Here is a 19,300-nt window from a genome sequence, read left to right on the forward strand (position 1 = left end):
AGGTCGGGACACATATCCGGGTATGAGCGAGAATCCGGAGCACGACGAGCTGATCCGGCTGCGCGCCGAAGTGGAACGGCTCCAGTCCGAGCGGCGCTCCGGATGGTGGCGCGGCCTGACGTCGGTGGTGCTGATCACGCTCGGCTGCATCCTGATGCCGGTGTCGGCGGTCGCGGTGTGGACCGCGAACGAGATCTCCAGCACTGACCGGTTCGTCGAGAACGTCGCCCCGCTGGCCTCCGACCCGGCCGTGCAGAACGCCGTGGTCAACCGCACCACCAACGCGATCATGGCCAAGGTGCCGGTGGAGCAGCTGGTGGACGAGGCGCTGGGAGCGCTCAGCCTGCCGCCGAAGCTGGCCGGCCGGCTGGAGGCCCTGGCCGGGCCACTGACCTCGGGCGTGACGACGTTCGTGCACAACGCCGTCCAGAAGGTGGTGCAGAGCGACGCCTTCCCCGAGATCTGGGCGAGCGTCACCAAGGTCGCCCACAACCAGCTGGTCGGCGTGCTGTCCGGCGAGGGCACCCAGAGCGTGAAGGTCAGCGGTGACACCATCAGCCTGGATCTCGGCCCCCTGATCGGCAGGGTCGAGCAGGCCCTGGTCGCCAACGGGGTCGGCTTCGCCAGCATGATCCCCGATGACCTGCACCCGACCATCACCCTGTTCGAGGCCCAGGACCTGCAGCGTTACCAGAACTGGTACACGCTGCTCACGACACTCAAGTGGGCGCTGCCGCTGCTGGCCCTGGTCCTGATCGCCCTGGGTGTCTACGTCGCCAGAAGCAGGCGCAGGGCGCTGATCGGGGCCGGCGTCGGACTGGTCGCCAGCATGCTGGTGCTGCTGGCGGGTCTGACGATCGGCCAGAAGCAGTTCCTGAACATGGTGACCGGCGCCGGCCTCGACAGGGCGGCCGCTGACGCGATCTTCGAGATCGTCACCCGCTTCCTCATCACGGGCCTGCGTACAGTGCTCGTGGTCGGGCTGGTGCTGGCGCTGGCCGCGTTCTTCACCGGGCCCTCGCCCAAGGCCGTGGCCACCAGGTCAGGCGTCAGGAAGGGCCTCACCAGGCTCCGCGGCGACCTGGACCTGGGCAGGACCGGCTCATGGGTGTGGCGCTACCGGCGGGGGCTGCAGCTCGCGGCCTGCGTCGTGGCGGGCGCCGTGTTCGTGTGGTGGGAGCACCCGAGTGGCCTGGTGGTGATCGGCATCACCGCGTGCCTCCTGCTCGCGCTGCTGGTCATCGAGTTTCTTGGTCTGCCGCCGAGGACCACCTGAGCGTCGGGGCCGCGTGGGTCCATCAAAGTCGGCCGGTTCCCAAAATCCCTTAATGGGGGGTGGTGTCGTCCTTCTCGCCCATATCCCGTCCGGTAGGAGGGGATTATGCTTGGCGATTCTCTAAAGAGGCTTCTCAAAGGAAATGTTGCGCTCGCGGTTGCCCTGACCGTCGTGGTTCCGGCCCACGCGCAGGCGAAGGCCACCCCCGGTACGCCCGGGGTGCCGCAGGACGGGACCGTCCTGTTCATGGAGGACTTCGAGAACCGGGCAGATCCGACCAAGATGGCGATGCTCAACGCCTACACCCACGTGAGCGGCGCCACCTACACGGCGGGGGGTGACTGGCTCAAGGAGTCGGAGTGCAACGGGTTCATCCTGAACTACAACAACGCCGCGACGAACACGTGCGCGTTCCTGGGCCAGCTCCGCACGCTTCCCTACGCGCTCGGGCAGCACGCCGGCGCGGCGGATCCGGCGACGAACAGCGCTCTGGCCGCGTTCACCTGGGGTGATCCCAACAACCGGGTCCAGCTGGAGACGGTCCAAGCGGTCACGAACCCGCAGGGAGGCGACCGGTTCCTCACCTTCGGCGTGGAAGCCGCGGCCACCAACTGCTCGGTGAGCGCGCCCACCCTCCAGTTCCAGGCGGTCGACGGGACCACGGCGACCAACCTGGGCAGCGCGATCAACGCGTGCACGGCCGCCGGCGGCACGAACTACACCGTCACGCAGCCGGGCTCCACCGCCAAGCTGACGATTCGCGCCGGCTCCTACCTCTCGGGCGCGCTGCTGTACGGCCCGGCGTCGTTCAAGCTCAGAATGAACAACACCAACACCAGCGGCACGGGCAACGACGGCGCCATCGACAACATCGAGATCCTCGACGTGACCCCGCAACTGGACAAGGCCTTCAGCCCTGACACCACCACGGCGGGATCGACCGTCGCGCTCACGTTCACGGTCACCAACACCAAGGACCTGCTGGCCAAGAACGACTGGTCGTTCACCGACACGCTGCCCGCGGGCATGAAGGTCGTGCAGCCGGCCGCGACCACGACCTGCGCGGGCGGCTCGGTGACCGCGGCGGCTGGAGGCGGCTCGATCGCCGTGACCGGTGATCTGAACGCCGGTCAGACCTCCTGCACGGCGACGGTGTACGTCACCGCCCCCGCCGGCACCTACACCAACGGCCCGGACAACACCACGGAGAAGGGCGTCAACCCGCCGGGCGAGTCGACGGTCACCTTCACCCAGCGCAGTCTCGACTTCTGCTCCGACGTCGCCTACCTGATGCAGGGGACGGAATCGAGCCTGTACGACTTCAGCCTGACCAGCGGCACCCAGACCAAGATCAGCGGGCCGGGGCAGCGTGTGTACAACGGCTTCGGCTACAACCGTTTCGACGGCAGGCTGTACGGCATCGTGAGCAACACCGAGGTGACCGCGGCGGCCAACGACCTGGCCGTCATCGACCCGGAGGCCTCGGGCACCACGCCGGTGCAGAACGTCAACATCACGCCGGCCCTGCCCGCGGGGTCCTACAACAGCGGTGACGTGTCGTCGGACGGCCGGATCCTGTACGTGCGCTCCGCCGGAGCGGGCACCCACGGCATCTACATGATCGACGTCGACCCGAACAGCGCGTCCTTCGGCGCGCGGCTGGGCGTCAGCCCTGCCCTGAGCACCTCGATCGTCATCTCCGACTTCAGCTTCCACCCGCTCGACGGCATGCTCTACGCGATCAACCAGACCGCCACGCCGCGACTGGTCCGCATCGACCCCGCCACCGGCAAGGTCGACGTCGTCGCCACCATCACGGGCTGGAACGCCGGTGACGCGGCGGGCGCGACCTTCATGGACAACTTCGGCAACCTCTATCTGGCCAGCAACGACACCGGCCGGGTCTTCCAGGTCGACCTGACCGCGGTCAGCGGCGGGGTCGCGCAGTTCGGAGGCTCCAAGATCGTGGGCAGGTCGCAGCCGACGACCGCCAACGACGGCGGCGCCTGCCTGATCGCCCGCGACTTCGGAGACGCACCCGACTCCTACGGCACGTTCAGGTCGGACGACGGCGCCAGTCACCGCCTCGACCCGGCTCGCAACCTGCTCCTGGGCACAGGGGTCACCGCCGAGCAGGACGCCGACACGGTCGACCCGCTCGACGCCGCCAACGACACCCTCGATGACGGCATCGCCTCGTTCCCGCTGTTGCCCCAGTCGCCTGGCAGCACCTACAGCGTGACCGCGACGGTCAAGAACACCACCGGGGGCAGCCGCGAACTGGCCGGTTGGATCGACTTCAACCGCAACGGCACGTTCGACGCCGGAGAGCGGGCCGGCGCCCCGGTGGCCGACGGCGCGACCAGTGTCACGCTGACCTGGACCGTCCCGGCCGACGTCAGTCCGGGAGGTTCCTACGCCCGCTTCCGCCTGGGCCTGAGCGCCGACGTGGAGCACCCGAAGGGTGAGGCCGTCAACGGCGAGGTCGAGGACTATCCGGTGACGATCGTCCCGGCCGCGCTGAAGATCACCAAGACGGCCGAGCCGAGCCCTGCCAAGCAGGGCCAGAAGGTCACCTTCAAGGTCACCGTGGTCAACACCGGCCAGGCCGCCTACAAGGAGGCGACCTTCAGCGACGACCTGTCCGGAGTGCTCGACGACTCCGCCTACGGAAACGACGCCAAGGCCACGGAGGGGAGGGTCACCTATACGGCGCCGGCCCTGACCTGGACGGGGCCGCTGCCCGTCGGGGCCACGGTGACGGTCACCTACTCGGTCACCGTCAAGACGCCGAGCTCTGGCGACCTGCATCTGGTCAACGGCGTCACCACCACGACCCCTGGCGGCAACTGCGCCACGGGAGCCGAGCCGGGCTGCTCGGTGACGGTGCCCATCGCCACCTTCAAGATCCGGAAGGTGGCTTCCCCTGCGACGGCCATCAAGGGGGAGAGGGTCACCTACACGATCACGGTGACCAACGGCGCCGTGCCGTACACGGAGGCGAGCTTCAGCGACGACCTGACGGACGTGCTCGACGACGCCGTCTACGGTGACGACGTCGCGGCCAGCTCAGGGGAAGCCGATTACACGGCCCCGAAGGTGAACTGGTCGGGGAACCTCGCCCCTGGACAGGTGGTGACCATCACCTATTCGGTCACCATCAAATAAGAGAACAAACCTTGCCGGTGTCCTGAGTCCGAAATCCGCCGATGAATTGGCCCGCTCACGTTATCTGGTGACACGAAGCCTGTTTCACCAGATAGTGGGGGCACAGCATGACATTGACCTGGACCGCGCTCGCGCGGCTGGCCGGGGCATCGGCGGTGGTCGTCCTGGCCTCGGGCACGGTGGCGACGGCCACCTCGGCCGCACACGCCGAGGTGGCCAAGCCCGTGGTGGCCAAGCCCGTGGTGGCCAAGCCCGTGGTGCGGACGGCCGACGACCCGCCCGTCCCCAAGGAGCTCAACAACACCGTGACCTCCCCCGAGGGCGGCTGCCCGCCGGGCTCCGCCGACCCCGACTGCACCACCACGGTCGGGGTGAAGAGCATGGAGGTCGAGAAGAAGGCCGACAAGACCTCGGCCAAGCCGGGTGACACCGTCACCTACACGCTCACGATCAAGAACACCGGCACGGTGGTGATCGACGGCGAGAGCGTCACCGACGACCTGTCCGGCGTGCTCGACGACGCCACCTACGAGGGCGCCTCCACGTCGGGCGGCGAGGTGACGTTCACCGCGCCGACGCTGACATGGAGCGGCGAGATCGCCCCGGCCGCCACGGTCACCGTCACCTACACGGTCAAGGTCAACGGCCCGCCTGCCACCGGCGGCGACAACAAGCTGGGCAACGTCGTGTCCGGCCCGCCCAGCTCCAACTGCCCGCCGGGTTCGACAGACCCCAGGTGCACGACCAGCACCCCGATCGCCGCGATCAAGGTCAGGAAGACCGTCGAGCCGACCACCGCCATCAAGGGCGACAAGGTGACGTACAAGATCACCGTCACCAACACCGGTGAGGCGACCTACACGGGGGCGACGTTCACCGACAACCTCGCGGACGTGCTCGACGACGCCACCTTCAACGGCGACCAGGACGCGAACACGGGCAACGTCTCGTACACGGAGCCGACCGTGACCTGGAGCGGCGACCTGGTCAAGGGCCAGGTCGCGACCATCACCTATTCGGTCACCGTCAAGTGACCAAAGCGGCCCCGGCCCATGCCCAAGGTTGGGCAGGCGCTGCCATGGCGTGGACGGGCCGGGGCCCCGTAACCGGTAGGTGTGCTGGCAGGAGGGGATTTCACATGACAAAGGCGCGGGTGGCGGCTGCCGTGCTCACAGCGGTCGTGCTGAGCTTGGCCACGTCGGGCAGGGTGCAGGCGGCTGACGACCCCGTGCCCAAGCAACTCGGCAACGCGGTCGTCTCGGAGGAAGGCGGCTGTCCGGAGGGGTCGGCCGATCCCGACTGCGTCACGACGGTCGGCATCGAAAGCATGAAGATCGTCAAAGCCGTCGACAAGACCGTCGCCAAGCCCGGCGAGAGGGTCACCTACACGTTGACGATCACCAACACCGGCACGGTGCCGCTCACCGGCAAGTCCGTCACCGACGACCTGTCCGGAGTGCTCGACGACGCCACCTTCCGTGGCCTCGACACCAAGGGCGGCGCCGCCGAGTTCGCGAAGCCGACGCTGAGGTGGTCGGGCGGCCTGGCGGTCGGCGGCGAGGCCGTCGTCGTCTACTCGGTCACCGTCGACGACCCGCCGAAGGGTGACCTCAAGCTCGCCAACGCGGTCACCGGACCGCGCGGCTCCAACTGCGCGCCCGGATCCGGCGACCCGGACTGCAGCCCGCCGCCGGTGCGGATCCCCCTGCTGAAGATCGTCAAGAAGGGTGAGCCGAAGCGCCCCCGCCCCGGCGGCACGGTGAACTACACGATCACCGTCACCAACGTCGGCACCGCTGAGTACCAGGGCGCCGACCTCGTCGATGACCTGAGCAAGGTCCTCGACGACGGCGCCTACAACCGGGACGGCTCCGCCACCACCGGCAGGGTCGGCTACACGGAGCCGAACCTGACCTGGACGGGCGACGTGGCGCTGAACGCCCCGGTCACGATCACCTACTCGATCACCATCGACGACCCCGACCTGGGCGACGGCAGGTTCGACAACGCCGTGGTCTCCAACGGCCCCGGCACCAACTGCCCGCGCGGCTCCACGGATCCCGACTGCGACGAGCACCTTCCCGCACCGCTCTACGACTGGGGCGACGCGCCCGACGACTATCCGACCGAGCGCAGCAAGAACGGCGCCCACGCTCTGATCGTCGACGACCTTCGCATCGGCGCCACGATCGAGTCCGAGACCGACGGCGAGGACCACGAGGACGCGGCGGGCGACCAGGGTGACGACGGCACCACGACCCTGCCCGACCTCTACCTCGGCGAGAGCGGCTTCAGTCTCACCGCCGTCAAGGTGCACAACGCCACCGGCCATGACGCCGTGCTGGCGGGCTGGATCGACTTCGACCGTGACTTCGCCTTCGATCCCAGCGAGCTGGCCCGGGTCACGGTGCCGTCCGGCGATCCGGAGGTGGATCTGAACTGGTCCGGGGCCACGTACGGCGAGCCCGGCGAGACGTTCATGCGGCTCCGCCTGTTCGGCGAGTCGTCCAGCGCCCGCCGCGCCGACTTCGACGTCAGGCCCACCGGCTTCGGGGGACCGGGCGAGGTCGAGGACTACCGCATGGAGGTGCTCCCCGCGGAGGTGAAGATCGTCAAGAAGGCGAAGGTGAGCAAGGACACGGTGACCTACACCATCAAGGTCACCAGCACCTCGCCCAACGAGTTCGCCGCCTCGTTCACCGACGACCTGACCAGGGTGCTCGACGACGCCTCGTACAACGGCGACGCCACGGGCGGGGCGACCTACGCGGAGCCGGTCCTGTCGTGGAAGGGCACGGTGCCGGGCGGGGGAGAGGTGACGGTGACCTACTCGGTGACCGTCGACGACCCGGCCAGGGGCGACGGGGTGCTCGCGAACGTGGTCGTGGGCAAGGACAGCAACTGCGCCAAGGGCAGCGAAGACACGGCGTGCCGTACGCGGACGGAGGTGCCGCCACCCCCGGACAAGCCGGGGAACCCCTCGAACCCCGGTGGTGACGTGCTGGTACGGCAGGAGCTGCCCTTCACCGGCTTCCCCGGCATGCCGCTGGCGGTGCTGGGGCTGCTGCTGATCCTCGTGGGCGGCCTGGCACGGCGGATCTGAGAAAGGGGCGGGTACGGCATGCCGTACCCGCCCCTTTTTGCATGCCTATTCGGGGAAAGGGACGAGATTTTGCCCACATGGGAGATCCCAGAAAGCGGGGATTGGGGAATTCGAGGTCAAAACCCCGAGAATGGAGATTCCGATGGACGATTACCCGCTTCTCAATCTCTTCTGGACCATGATGTGGTTCTTCGTCTGGGTCGTCTGGCTGTTCCTGCTGTTCCGCATCGTCATGGACATCTTCTCCAGCGACGACCTCGGCGGCTGGGGCAAGGCGGGCTGGACCCTGCTCGTCGTGCTGCTGCCGTATCTCGGCGTCCTCATCTACCTCATCGCTCGCGGCAGGTCGATGAACGAGCGCCAGATGAAGCGGGCGGCCGACCAGGAGCAGGCCTTCAAGGCCTACATCCGCCAGAACGCCGGCCCGGCCGAGGGCGCGGGCGTTCCCGAGCAGCTGGAGAAGCTCGCCGGACTCAAGCAGCGCGGCACCATCTCCGACACCGAGTACGAGCAGGCCAAGGCCAAGATCCTCGCCTGACCGGGCGGTGACGAGACGAAGGGTGAGGCAATGACATCGATCCTCGAGGCCGAGTCCGTGGGACCCGTCGACGTGGCGGTGATCACGTTCGGCGGCGACCGGTTCGACGGTACGGCGGCCGCGGCGGTCCACGAGCTGCAGGAGAACGGGACCGTCCGGGTCATCGACCTGAGCTTCGTGCGCAAGGGCGACGACGGGGGAGTGACGACGATCGAGGCGGACGACTCCGAGGTCGCAGGGCGCTTCGCCGGGCTCGCCGACGAGGAGCTCGACCTGCTCAGCGACGAGGATCTCACGCTCATCGGCGAGCAACTGGAGCCGGGCACGGCCGCCGTCGTGGTGGTGTGGGAGAACACCTGGGCGGCCAAGCTGGTCTCCGCACTGAGCTCGTCCAAGGGCGAGGTGGCCATGCTGCAGCGCATCCCACGGCAGGTCGTCGCCGATGCGCTGGAGGCCGTCAGGGAAGGGGAGCGGGCATGATCATGCGTCGGAGAATGGGGCGTCCCGGGCTTCTGGGCACCATGGCGCGCACGGCCGTCATCACCGGCACTGCGACGGCGGTGTCGGGTGGCATGCAGCGCAGGTCGGAGAGGCGCGCCTCCGAGCAGCAGGCCATGGCCTACCAGCAGCAGCAGGAGATGGACGCGCGCATCGCGTCGGAGGTCCAGGCCCAGCAGCAGCAGTACCAGGCCGCTCCGCAGCCCGCTCAGCAAGCGCCCGCCGCGCCGGACCGGCTGCAGCAGCTCAAGGACCTCGGCCAGCTGAAGGCCGACGGACTGCTGACGGAGGAGGAGTTCGCCCGCGAGAAGGCCAGGATCCTGGCCTCCTGAGCGAGGACTCACGGCGACGAGCTCCGGGCTTCCGCCCGGAGCTCGTCGCTGTTTGCGCCGGCCTGTGGCCGGGAATCGATCATTTGCTCCCCCAATGTCGCGAAATAGGGGGACGCCATGCTCGTCGACGTCGTCAAGCTCATGATCGTGGGAGACTCCACCAGCCACGGCGACCGGACCTGGGGCGACCACCTGCGGCAGCACCTCACGGCCAGCGGGGTGAGCGTCGACGTCACCTCCCGGACACCCGACCACCTGCTCGTCCTGCCCGGCGTCAACGGCCCTGTCTGGCAGGGAGACAGTCCCGAACAGGGTGAGGTCGACCTGCGCCGCTTCATCGCCAACGCCCGCCTGGACAACCCGCGCGTACGCATCCTCATCGGGCGCGTGCTGCCCACCCAGCGGGTCGCGGAGGACCGGGAGTTCGGGGAGCGGGTGGCCGAGTTCAACGTACGTCTGGAGCGGGCGGTCAACGAGTCGCGGACGAAGGACTCGCCGGTGTTCACGGTGCCGACGGACCTGGAGTTCGTGGCGTCCGATCACACGCGGGACGGGACGCACCCCAACGCGAACGGCCAGCTCAGGATCGCCGCCGCCTTCGCCGACGCGCTGGCCCGGCGCTTCAGCATCGGCACGCCGTACCCGCGCCCGTTCCCGGAGGTCATCGTGATCCCCAAACAACACCCCCACCCCGCCACCGACGCCGCCGCCCAGCCCGTGGCCCGGCCTGCCGCCGAGGCCGCCGCCCAGGCCGCCGTCCAGCCTGCAGCCCAGCCCGCGGCCGAGGCCGTCGCCCAGCCCGTCGGCCAGGCCGTCGCCCGGCCTGTCGCTGAAGCCGTCGCCCAGCCCGCCGCCCAGCTCGCCGCCGAGGCCGCCACCGAGCCGATCGGCCGCGTGGACGACCGGCCAGAAGGCAAGGCGCCCAGCAGGCCCCCGGGCGTCCTCTCCGCCTCGATCGCGGCCTCGATGGCGGCGTCGATGGCGGCGTCGACTGCAGCGTCGGCCGGGTCCTCGGCTGGAGCCTCCACCGGTCCCTCCACCGGTGCTCCGCCTGTCGGTCGCCGTGCCGTGTCGCCCGGTGCCGTGCATGACGACCAGCCCTCCGCCGTCACCGGTGCCGCCAGGTGGCCGGTCGCCGTGCTCGGGGCCCTCGCCCTCGCCGGCGTGGTCGCCTTCCTGGTCAGGCGACGGCGCGCCACCCGGTGAATGCTCAAACCCCTCCACCCCTCCTGCGAGACGTTTGATCATTCTTTGTGCTGTCGTGATCGAGGTCCGGGAAGCGACAGGACATGGTGAACCTGCCCTCGTTCGAGGATTCGACCGATTTCGACAACGCCGACCGGGGCTACATCGCCACAGCCGCGGAAACGAAGATCAAGGACGCGTCCGGCCGCGTCGTGTGGGACCTCGCGGCCTACGCCTTCCTCGACGGCGAGTGCCCCGAGACCGCCAACCCGAGCCTGTGGCGGCAGTCGCAGCTGAACGCCAGGCACGGCCTGTACGAGGTGGCCGAGGGCATCTACCAGGTGCGCGGCTTCGACCTGTCGAACGTCACCTTCATCGAGGGTGAGCAGGGCGTCATCGTCGTCGATCCGCTGCTGTCGGTCGAACCGGCGGTGGCGGCGCTCGCGCTCTACCGGGAGCACCGCGGCGAGCGACCGGTGACCGCGGTGATCTACACCCATTCCCACGCCGACCACTTCGGCGGCGTGCGCGGCGTGGTGCCGGACGGCGCCGACATCCCGATCATCGCCCCGTCCGGCTTCCTGGAGCACGCGGTGGCCGAGAACGTCTACGCGGGCACCGCCATGAGCCGGCGGGCGATCTACATGTACGGCGCCGAGCTGGTCAAGGGCCCGGCCGGGCAGATCGGCGCGGGCCTGGGCCAGACGACCTCCACGGGGACGATCTCGCTGATCGAGCCGAACCTGCACATCACCGAGACGGGCCAGGAGGAGGTGATCGACGGTGTCCGCATCGTCTTCCAGCTGACTCCCGGCACCGAGGCGCCCGCGGAGATGAACTTCCACCTCCCCGAGCGCCGCGCCCTGTGCATGGCCGAGAACGCCACCCACACCCTGCACAACATCCTGACCCTGCGCGGCGCCCTGGTCCGCGACCCGCGCGTGTGGGCCCGCTACCTGACCGAGGCCATCGAGCTGTACTCGGCGGACTCCGACGTGCTGTTCGCCTCGCACCACTGGCCGACCTGGGGTACGGCGGAGCTGACCGCCTTCCTGTCGCAGCAGCGCGACCTCTACTCCTATCTGCACGACCAGACGTTGCGCCTGCTCAACCAGGGCTACACGGGTATCGAGATCGCCGAGCTGATCGAGCTGCCGCCCGCGTTGGAGCACGCCTGGCACGCCCGCGGCTACTACGGCTCGGTGTCGCACAACATCAAGGCTGTCTACCAGCGTTACATGGGCTGGTTCGACGGCAACCCGGCCCACCTGTGGGAGCTGCCGCCGGAGCAGTCGTCGAAGAAGCTCGTGGAGTACATGGGCGGCGCGGCGACCGTCATGGACAAGGCGCGGACCGAGGACGACCCGCGCTGGGCGGCGCAGGTGCTCAACTACGTCGTCTTCGCCGAGCCGGGCAACACCGGCGCGCGCGAGTTGCTCGCCCAGGTGTACGACACGCTCGGCCACGGCTGCGAGAACGGCCCGTGGCGTAACTTCTACCTGCAGGGCGCGGCGGAGCTGCGCGGCGACAAGGCCGACGCCAGCATCGACAGTGCCAGCCCCGACGTCGTCAGTGCCCTGAGCCTGGAGCAGATCTTCGATTCCCTGTCGATCCGCGTCAACGGCCCGCGCGCCTGGGATCTGCGTTCGACGATCGACTGGAAGTTCACCGACCTGGGCAAGGAGATCAGGCTCAGCCTCGCCAACGGGGTGCTGGTGCAGACCCGCGACTACGACGGCACGCCCGCCGACCTCACGCTGACCCTGACCAAGCCGCAGCTGCTCGCCATGGTGGCCACGGGCAACCTGGACGGTGTCGAGTCCGAGGGCGACCGGCGGGCGCTTCGAACGTTGCTGGACGTGCTCGACGACGGCGACCGTGACTTCGACATCGTCACGCCATGATCACCAAGGTCAGGGACCGGCTGGTCCCGGAGGCGCAGCGACGGACGCTGGAGGAGCTCAGCGCCGATCTCGACCTGCGTGAGGGCGACCGGACGTCACGCTACTCGGCGTTCTGGATCATGTTGATCCTCTCGGCGGTCATCGCCGCCTGCGGGGTCATCGGCGACTCCACCGCCACGGTCATCGGCGCGATGATCATCGCGCCGCTGTCCACGCCCATCATGGGAACCGCGCTCGGCCTGGTCAAACGCTCCAGGTCGGGCGCTGCCCTGTTCGTGCTGGGCGGTGCGAGCGCGGTCGTCGGGATCGGGCTGCTGGCCTCCGTTGTCGTGCCGAACTCCTACGAGCTGCTGTCGAACAGTCAGATCTCCGGCCGGACCTCGCCCGGCCTGGTGGATCTGGTGGCGGCGATGGCGACGGGACTGGCCGGCGCGGTGGCGCTGGCCAGGCGCGACGTCGGCGCGGTCATGCCGGGCGTGGCGATCGCGATCTCGCTCGTGCCGCCGCTCGTCGTGGTCGGCGTCTGCCTGGGCAACGGCGCGCCGCTGCTGGCCTTCGGCGCGCTGGTGCTGTTCCTGTCGAACATGCTCGCGCTGGTGCTCGCCGGGATGTTCGTCTTCGCGGCGCTCGGCTACATCACGCCGCCTTCGGCCGAAGTCTCCCGAAGGCGCGCCGCCTGGGCGCTGGGCGGGCTCGGCGTGATCGTCGTCGGCGCGCTGGTGCTGAGCACGGTGGCCAACTACCTGACCTCGTCGTGGGAGAGCAGGGTGAGGCAGGAGGCGTCGGCCTGGCTCGCCGACACGCCTGGCGCCGCCGTCACCGGGGTGGACCTGCACGCGACGACCTTCACCATCGGCGTGCGCGCTCCCGGTGACCTGCCGCCCGTCGCGACCCTGCTCGCCCGCCTGCGGAGCGTGGTGCCCGACAGCTTCCCGATCATCGTCCAGACCACCCAGGGAAGCGTGGTCGTCGTCAGAGGCCAATGAGCCGCCAATGTTCCGTCACGCCCGGTTATGGATCGTCTTCGCAGCGGTGCGCCCGGCTGAGGTGGACTCGGCCGCGATTTTACGTTTGGTGATCATCGCGGAGTCCAGACCTAAGCGAGGCGATCATCCGTGCGCCGACGGCAACGTACCCTTTCCGACCTGCTTGTGGCGGGTACGGCAGTGCTCGGCCTCGTGGCCACGACGCCCGCGATCGCGGCCGACGACCCGATGAGCTCGGTCAGCGTCACCAAGACCAACGACGCCGGCGGCCCGCTGGAGCCCGGTGACGAGTTCATCTACACCCTCAACGGCCAGTGCTCCGGCCTGACCGTGGACTGCGTGAACTTCACCGTCACCGACACGCTGCCCGCGGGGCTGGACGTGACGAGCCTGCCGCAGAGCACCACCACCCGCGACGTCACCTACGACGAGTCGACCCGGCTGCTGACGGTCGTCTACAAGCAGGACCTGCAGAACCCCGACGACGAGACGGGGCTGCGCGCCGGCCAGGCGGGCACGATCGAGATCGGCATGCGGGTCCCGGCCGACACCGACTTCGAGGACGGCACCGTCGTCCCCAACACCGCGACGGTCGACGCCGACAACGCCGACCCGGACGACTCCACCACCGAGATCACCATCACCATCCCCCGGGTCGTCACGCCGGTGGTGACCAAGGACTGGACGGACGGATCGGCGGTCGCGGGCAGCGGCGAGGAGTCCACGATCACGCTGAACGTGCGCAACAACTCCTCCTCGTCGGCCGAGGTCACCGAGCTGTCGGTCTCCGACGACAGTGCGGAGACCTTCGAGTACTTCGACTTCACCGGCGCCACCGTGACGGCCTTCCCGGCCGGAGCCGACCGGGCCGTGTTGACTGTCACCCTGGCGGACGGCAGCACGGTCACCGGCGACCCCATCTCGTCGCCCGGAGAGCTGCCGCTACCCGCAGGGGTGGACCCCGCCGACGTGGTCGGTGTCGAGGTCGTCTTCACCAGCAGCAGCGGCGACCCGCTGCCGAACGACCCCGACGGCGGCACCGTCGAGATCGGCCTGGAGCTGCGCGACACCAAGCGCTCCGACGGCTCGCCGCTGAGGCCCACGGACAAGATCGTCGTCAACAACTGCGCGACGCCCGCCGCCGAGGAGGAGACCGACGGGACGGTCACAGGAGCCCAGGCCTGCGACACCTACGACATCCTGCCCGACATCCTCGTCCTCGAAGGCTCCAAGAAGTTCTTCCCCGACACCGACGGCGACTTCTCCCAGGAGACCGGAGAGCACGCGGTGCTCGGCGAGAACTCGCCGGTCAGCGCCATGATCGACGTGACGAACAAGTCGCCCTTCCCGGTGAAGAGCATCACGATCGTCGAGCCTGACGAGACCGCCACCAGCGAGTTCGACAAGGTCGACGTGGAGTCGATCCGGCTGCGCTTCCCCGAAGGCGCCACCACGGCGTCGGTCACCGTCACCTACGCCGACGGCACCAGCACCACCGACACCTACACCGAGAACCAGACCATCGACGTCGCCAAGGCGGGCACCACGGTCACCAAGGTCGAGGTCACCTACACGGGCGTCGACGAGGACGGCAACCCGACCATCGCCGAGGGCGCCAGCGCCGGTCTCGACCTGCACGGCACCCTCACCGACGACGTCACCGAGCAGGACGTGGCCGACGGCGTCGACGACTGCGCCGGCTACAAGGGCGACGCCGGCCGCACCGACGGCAGCGGTACGGCCTCCGGCACCGCCTGCCAGAACCTGCCCGTCGAGGATCCGAACACCTCGGGCACCGGCACCAAGTCCGCCGACCAGACGGATGTGCCGCCCGGCCAGCCGATCCCGATGACCCTGACGGTCACCAACAACGGCAACAAGCCGCTGATCGACCCGATCGTCACCGACCCGCCGGCCAATCCGGACGGTTCGCCCAGCACCGCCAGCCCGTGGGACGTGCTGATGATCGACTCGGTGTCGGTCTCGCCGTCGAGCGCGCCGGTCACCATCGAGGTGTGGGACCCGACCGCGAACGCGTGGGTGCCCTACGACGCCTCCGACGCGGCCCTGCTGGAGCGGGCGACGGGCGTACGCGGCGTCTACGACGGCGACATGCCGCCGCAGAGCACGTTCACGATCAACATCGTCGCCGAGCGCCGCCCCGGCACCGAGAACGGCGTGACGTTCACCAACTGCTACTCCATCGACGCCGGCGGCGACTACGTGCCGACCGGCCCGGTCTGCGGTCCGAACATGAACACCGGTCCCGCCTCGGACGGCGCGTCGCTGAACAAGTCGATCAGCCCCGGCGAGCTGCCCGAATACGTGCCGGGCCTGCCGCGCCAGCACGCCGACCTCACCCTGACGATCCGCAACACCGGCAACATGTCGGCTCAGTACCTGAAGATCATCGACCAGGACAGCGACTTCTTCGACGCCGTCGACCTGGTCTCGATCAAGTCGAACCAGATGCCCAAGGGCGCCGACAGGGTCCAGATCGACGCCTACGTGGGCGGCGCCTGGGTCAACGGCACCCCGTCGAGCTCGGCCGCCCTGCCGGCCGGGGTGAGCGCGGGCGACGTCACCGGCATCCGCGTCACCTACTCCTCGACCAGCACCGCCAACGACGGCTTCACCATCGTCCCGTGCGCCGGCAGCGGCTGTGACGGCATCCTGGTGCTCGACGTGAGCCCGCGCCCGTCGCTGCGCAGCAGCGGCGAGCCGGTGCCCAGCCACCTCGAGGACACCGCGAGCGGGCAGTTCATCACCAAGGTCGAGGACCCGGGCATGCCGAAGGACATCGACCCGGTCACCGCGACGCTCGACCTGGTCAAGGGCGACCCGATCCTTGACGTCAGCAAGACCCCGAACACCGTTCTCGCGCCGGGCGAGGACGCGCCGTTCTACCTGAAGGTCTCCAACACGGGGACCGCCAACATCCCCGACCTGGTCGTCAAGGACTCGCTGCCGCCCGGCATCCAGTTCGTCGACAGCTTCCAGGGTGACAACGGCCAGCCGTACAAGATCATCAATGAGTCGGTGCCCAGCGGGACGCCCGCCGTACCCACGCCCGAGTTCAGCGAGACCACGAGCGGCGGCCGGGTGTCCGGGCTGACGTGGGAGTTCCCGGGCGACTGGGTGCTCGCGCCCGGTGCGACGTTCACCATCGAGATCCACGTCAGGCTGGAGGCCGGCATCACGGCCGGGCAGGTCGTGACCAACACCGTCGGCGCGACCTCCTCCGACGAGGACATGGAGTGCGCGGGCGACTCGCAGACCGACGGCGACTTCGGGACCGGCCTGTACTGCGTGGCCCAGGCGACGCTGACCGCCAGGTCGGGGGCCGCCTTCGCCGCCCGCAAGTGGGTGTCGGGCAACGCGTCGCTGGGCTGGTACAACACCCGGACCAAGGAGGTCGTCCCCGTCGGCGACTCCTCGTGCCTGTCGACCACCGACTCCTCGGGCCGCACCTACACGGCCACCCCGTGCATCGCGCTGGTCAACCCGGGCGACCGCTACCACTACCTGGCGCGCATCCAGAACGCCGGGACAGAATCGGGTACGGCCATGCGGATCGTCGACCGTTTCCCGATCATGGGTGACAAGGGCGTCATCCTCGACCAGTCGCGCGGCACCGCCTGGGACAAGCGGCCCACGCTGGCCACCGTGCCCGCTCTGGACGGGGCCGGCACGATGGAGCTCGCCTACGAGAACGACGAGCCCCTGTGCACCGACGACCTGAACATGGGCGGCGCCGGCTCCAGCGCCGACCAGTGCCCGAGTGACGTCTGGGACGACCCGTTCAGCGCGGCGGCGCGGGGATTCCGCGCCGAGCTCACCTTCGACCCGGCCCTGGCGCCGGGCGCGAAGGTGGATCTCACCTGGGCCATGGACACCCCGCTCGACGTCACCGAGAACGGCGACCCGACGATCGCGTGGAACTCCTTCGCCCACAACGAGGTCACCGACCGCCCCGACGGCTCGCGCCTGGCCTGGCCGGTCGCGCCGTTCACCAAGCTCGGCACGCCGCGCGTGCTGCAGCCCAACGAGCCCATCAGGGTGGGCGTCGCCCTCGCCTACGGGGACCTCAGGCTGGTCAAGCGCATCGACAGGGCGCCGGACCAGATCAACGAGCTGCTGAAGAAGGTGCCGTTCCCGTTCCACGTCACCTGCGTCATTCACCCGGACGGCAGGCCTGACCAGACCGTGATCGACAAGACCTACCGGGTCACGGTCGACAAGCCGGTCACCATCGAGGGCATTCCCGCCGGTGCCGACTGCGAGGTGTACGAGGAGTCCGCGCGGGGCGGGCAGAGCGACCACCCGCAGAACGACCCGATCGAGATCACCATCGAGCCCGGCATCGGCCGGCCGTCCGTGCAGACGGCGAGGATCACCAACACCTTCGCGTTCGGCGAGCTGCGGCTGGTCAAGGCGCTCGACGGCGACGCCGCGAACTACGTGGGCGACCGCGTGTTCGGGATCAAGGTGTCGTGCGCCCTGCCGAACGCCGCCGGGGAGCCAACCGATCTGGTGCTGAGCAAGACCTACCAGGTCAGTGCGGGCGAGCCCGTCGTCATCAGGCCGCTGCCGGTCAACACGAGCTGCTGGGCCGAGGAGGTCGACACCGGAGGAGCCGCCGCGTCGGTCGTGGACCACGATTCACGTGAAACCGCGGTCGTGGTGACGGCCGATGGTGAGGGGGAGCCGGTGACCATCACGGCCACCAACACCTTCCCGGCGGCGGACGTCGTGGTCACCAAGCACGTCAAGGGCGGGTCCGCCGGGCCGTACCGCTTCTCGATGGTCTGCACGACGGATCAGGGCGAGGTCGCGCTGGCCCCTGAGGACAGCTCCTTCGAGCTGAGCGACGGCGAGTCGCGCGAGGTCTCCGTGCCCGACGGCGCCGTGTGCACGGTGACCGAGCAGGACGCGCCCTCCGGGGCCACGGTCACGTACGCGGCCTCCGACGGCGGTGACGACGGCGAGGTCGTGGTGGACGGCTCGGCGTCGGTCGACGTGACCAACACCTTCGACGAGACGCCGCCCGGCGGCGGCGACGGCGGTTCGTCGCCGGCCGGTGACGAGCTGCCGTTCACGGGGTCCGGGATGTGGACCATCCTCGGCGTCCTGGGGGTCGCGCTGGCCCTCGCCGGGGGGATCGGCCTGATGATCGCGCGCACTCGCGGCAGCCGGGCGGCGCAGGGCTGACCGTGAGGCGATCGGGCGCGGTCACGGTATCCGGACCGCGCCCGAATGATCGTCAGGCGTCGGCGCAGTGCGCGATCCGCCAGAGCAGGACCGCGACCGCGGCCCTCTGGCGGCCGCCCGGCTGCGTGAGGCTGTAGCCGAGCTGGGCGGCCAGCGAGGTCAGCCGTTCCTGAAGCGTCGAGTGGTGCAGGTGCAGGACCGCGGCGGCCTGCCTGAGGCTGTTGTGGTCGAGCACGGCCTGCAGGGTGTCGATGGCCCACGGCCTGGTGGTCCTGGCCTGGTCGAGCCGCCGCACGTCGTCGAGCGCTCCGGCCTCGTCCGGGGTGATCCGCTCGACGACCACGGCCAGGGCGCCGAGGTCGTCGTAGTGCACCAGCGACGCCCCCGGCCCCGAGAGCCGGTCGGTCAGCCGCAGCGCCAGCCGGGCGTGGTCGAGGGCCGCGGGCAGCCGCGCGGGGTCGGCCGCCACCGCCGTCCCCGCCCGCAGTCCGGACGGGAACACCGGCGCCCCGGCCACGAGCGTCACGACGTGCTCGTCGACGAGCGCGGTGTGCGGCGAGAGCAGCCCTTCGGCCGACGCGTCCCCCACTCCGCCGACCACCACGGTGATCGGTCCCGTGATCCCCAGCCGGGTTATGGCGTCGCGGCGCTCGGCCTCCGACGCGTCGGGATCACAGGCGATCTTGACCGCCTCCCCGATCGAGCGATGCGTGCGCTCCCCGGTCAGCGCGTGCACCGCCAGCGCCGCCCGCTCCAGGATCAGCGCGTCGAGCGGCCGATGCTCGCCCTCCCGCTCCAGCCACAGGCAGCACCCGGCCCTGCCGGGCACGGCCACCCGCGGCCAGGAGCGGGGAGCGTCGGCGGCCATGGAGCGCCCCTGCGGGTCGTACCGGCGGGTCAGGCTCCGCCCTGCGTCGTGGTAGCCGGCGGGGCATCCCGCCAGCACGGCGGCCGCGCGGATCACGGCGGCCACGGGGGCACGCTGCTCGACCAGGCTGTCGAAGTGGGCGATGACGCGCAGCGCCCCGGCCGTCTCGTCTCCGACGGCTTCGAGCTTGCCGATGAGATCGCGCACGCGGACCCCTCCCAGGTTGCCGGC

The 19,300-nt window shown here is 69.7% G+C and carries 12 protein-coding genes; 11 read left to right on the top strand and 1 reads right to left on the bottom strand.

Annotated elements, in window-relative coordinates:
* Positions 1-22: 22 nt before the first annotated feature.
* The 11 genes from HNR30_RS16765 (at position 23) to HNR30_RS16815 (ending at position 18,201) form a co-directional block, all read left to right on the top strand.
* Entirely contained in the window at positions 23-1,276 is a 1,254-nt protein-coding gene (locus HNR30_RS16765; RefSeq protein WP_181610766.1) for a hypothetical protein, read from the top strand.
* A 171-nt stretch (positions 1,277-1,447) separates the two neighbouring features.
* A complete protein-coding gene (locus HNR30_RS16770; protein WP_181610767.1) occupies positions 1,448-4,444 on the top strand; it encodes a DUF7927 domain-containing protein in 2,997 nt (998 codons plus the stop codon).
* A gap of 107 nt (positions 4,445-4,551) precedes the next feature.
* Positions 4,552-5,478, top strand: coding sequence for a DUF7927 domain-containing protein (locus HNR30_RS16775; RefSeq protein ID WP_181610768.1), 927 nt, complete (start codon positions 4,552-4,554; stop codon positions 5,476-5,478).
* A 104-nt stretch (positions 5,479-5,582) separates the two neighbouring features.
* Entirely contained in the window at positions 5,583-7,547 is a 1,965-nt protein-coding gene (locus tag HNR30_RS16780; RefSeq protein ID WP_181610769.1) for a DUF7927 domain-containing protein, read from the top strand.
* A gap of 142 nt (positions 7,548-7,689) precedes the next feature.
* On the top strand, positions 7,690-8,085 hold the full coding sequence (locus tag HNR30_RS16785) for an SHOCT domain-containing protein (RefSeq protein ID WP_181610770.1): 396 nt from the start codon (positions 7,690-7,692) through the stop codon (positions 8,083-8,085).
* A gap of 30 nt (positions 8,086-8,115) precedes the next feature.
* On the top strand, positions 8,116-8,565 hold the full coding sequence (locus HNR30_RS16790; protein WP_181610771.1) for a DUF6325 family protein: 450 nt from the start codon (positions 8,116-8,118) through the stop codon (positions 8,563-8,565).
* A complete protein-coding gene (locus HNR30_RS16795) occupies positions 8,562-8,915 on the top strand; it encodes an SHOCT domain-containing protein (protein ID WP_181610772.1) in 354 nt (117 codons plus the stop codon). The genes HNR30_RS16790 and HNR30_RS16795 overlap by 4 nt, the downstream gene beginning before the upstream one ends.
* Positions 8,916-9,032: 117 nt before the next feature.
* Entirely contained in the window at positions 9,033-10,121 is a 1,089-nt protein-coding gene (locus tag HNR30_RS16800) for a GDSL-type esterase/lipase family protein (RefSeq protein ID WP_181610773.1), read from the top strand.
* A gap of 83 nt (positions 10,122-10,204) precedes the next feature.
* Positions 10,205-12,004, top strand: a complete 1,800-nt coding sequence (locus tag HNR30_RS16805; protein WP_181610774.1) for an alkyl/aryl-sulfatase — start codon at positions 10,205-10,207, stop codon at positions 12,002-12,004.
* Positions 12,001-12,990: a DUF389 domain-containing protein gene (locus HNR30_RS16810; protein ID WP_181610775.1), complete on the top strand. Its 990-nt coding sequence runs from the start codon at positions 12,001-12,003 to the stop codon at positions 12,988-12,990. Before HNR30_RS16805 ends, HNR30_RS16810 begins: the two co-directional genes overlap by 4 nt.
* A 165-nt stretch (positions 12,991-13,155) precedes the next feature.
* Positions 13,156-18,201 carry a DUF5979 domain-containing protein gene (locus HNR30_RS16815; RefSeq protein ID WP_220133611.1) on the top strand — a complete coding sequence of 1,682 codons (5,046 nt, stop codon included), beginning with the start codon at positions 13,156-13,158 and terminating at the stop codon, positions 18,199-18,201.
* Between the two features lie 52 nt (positions 18,202-18,253).
* Here HNR30_RS16815 and HNR30_RS16820 read toward each other — a convergent pair whose 3' ends face one another.
* Positions 18,254-19,276, bottom strand: a complete 1,023-nt coding sequence (locus tag HNR30_RS16820; protein WP_181610776.1) for a helix-turn-helix domain-containing protein — start codon at positions 19,274-19,276, stop codon at positions 18,254-18,256.
* Positions 19,277-19,300: the final 24 nt, after the last annotated feature.

This window comes from Nonomuraea soli, assembly GCF_013761175.1.
GTDB classification, from domain to species: Bacteria; Actinomycetota; Actinomycetes; order Streptosporangiales; family Streptosporangiaceae; genus Nonomuraea; species Nonomuraea soli.